The organism is Calderihabitans maritimus (assembly GCF_002207765.1).
Classification (GTDB): domain Bacteria; phylum Bacillota; class KKC1; order Calderihabitantales; family Calderihabitantaceae; genus Calderihabitans; species Calderihabitans maritimus.
This window is the reverse complement of record NZ_BDGJ01000198.1, coordinates 84,393-84,759: the sequence shown is the minus strand read 5'-3', so window position 1 is coordinate 84,759 and position 367 is coordinate 84,393.

The window sequence follows — 367 nt, the reverse complement described above, 5'->3', positions numbered from 1 at the left end:
GTGGCACGCCTGTATTCCGTCCCTTGAAATGCCTGTCGTTACTGGAATCTTGTTTTTAAACTGTCAAAGATGAGCTTTACCTTACACATTCGAAATTGCAACCAGAAAACCGCTTCTTAAATTGATTTCCAAAATGAAGGAGGGGGCGAATAAACAAAGCCGGGTTAGGAATTATACCTAATCTCCGGCTTTATAATTGGCTTGGGAGGGGTTCAATGTAATTACCTTCAATACTGGCGTTTTACCTGGTGCTCAAGATATTACAGGTTCTTTCGACCCGGCCACCAGCTCCCAGAATTTACTGGCAGCAAAACTCTGTAAGCGCTGCCGCTGAGCAACAAGGTAAAGATCTCTCTTCAACAGTAGT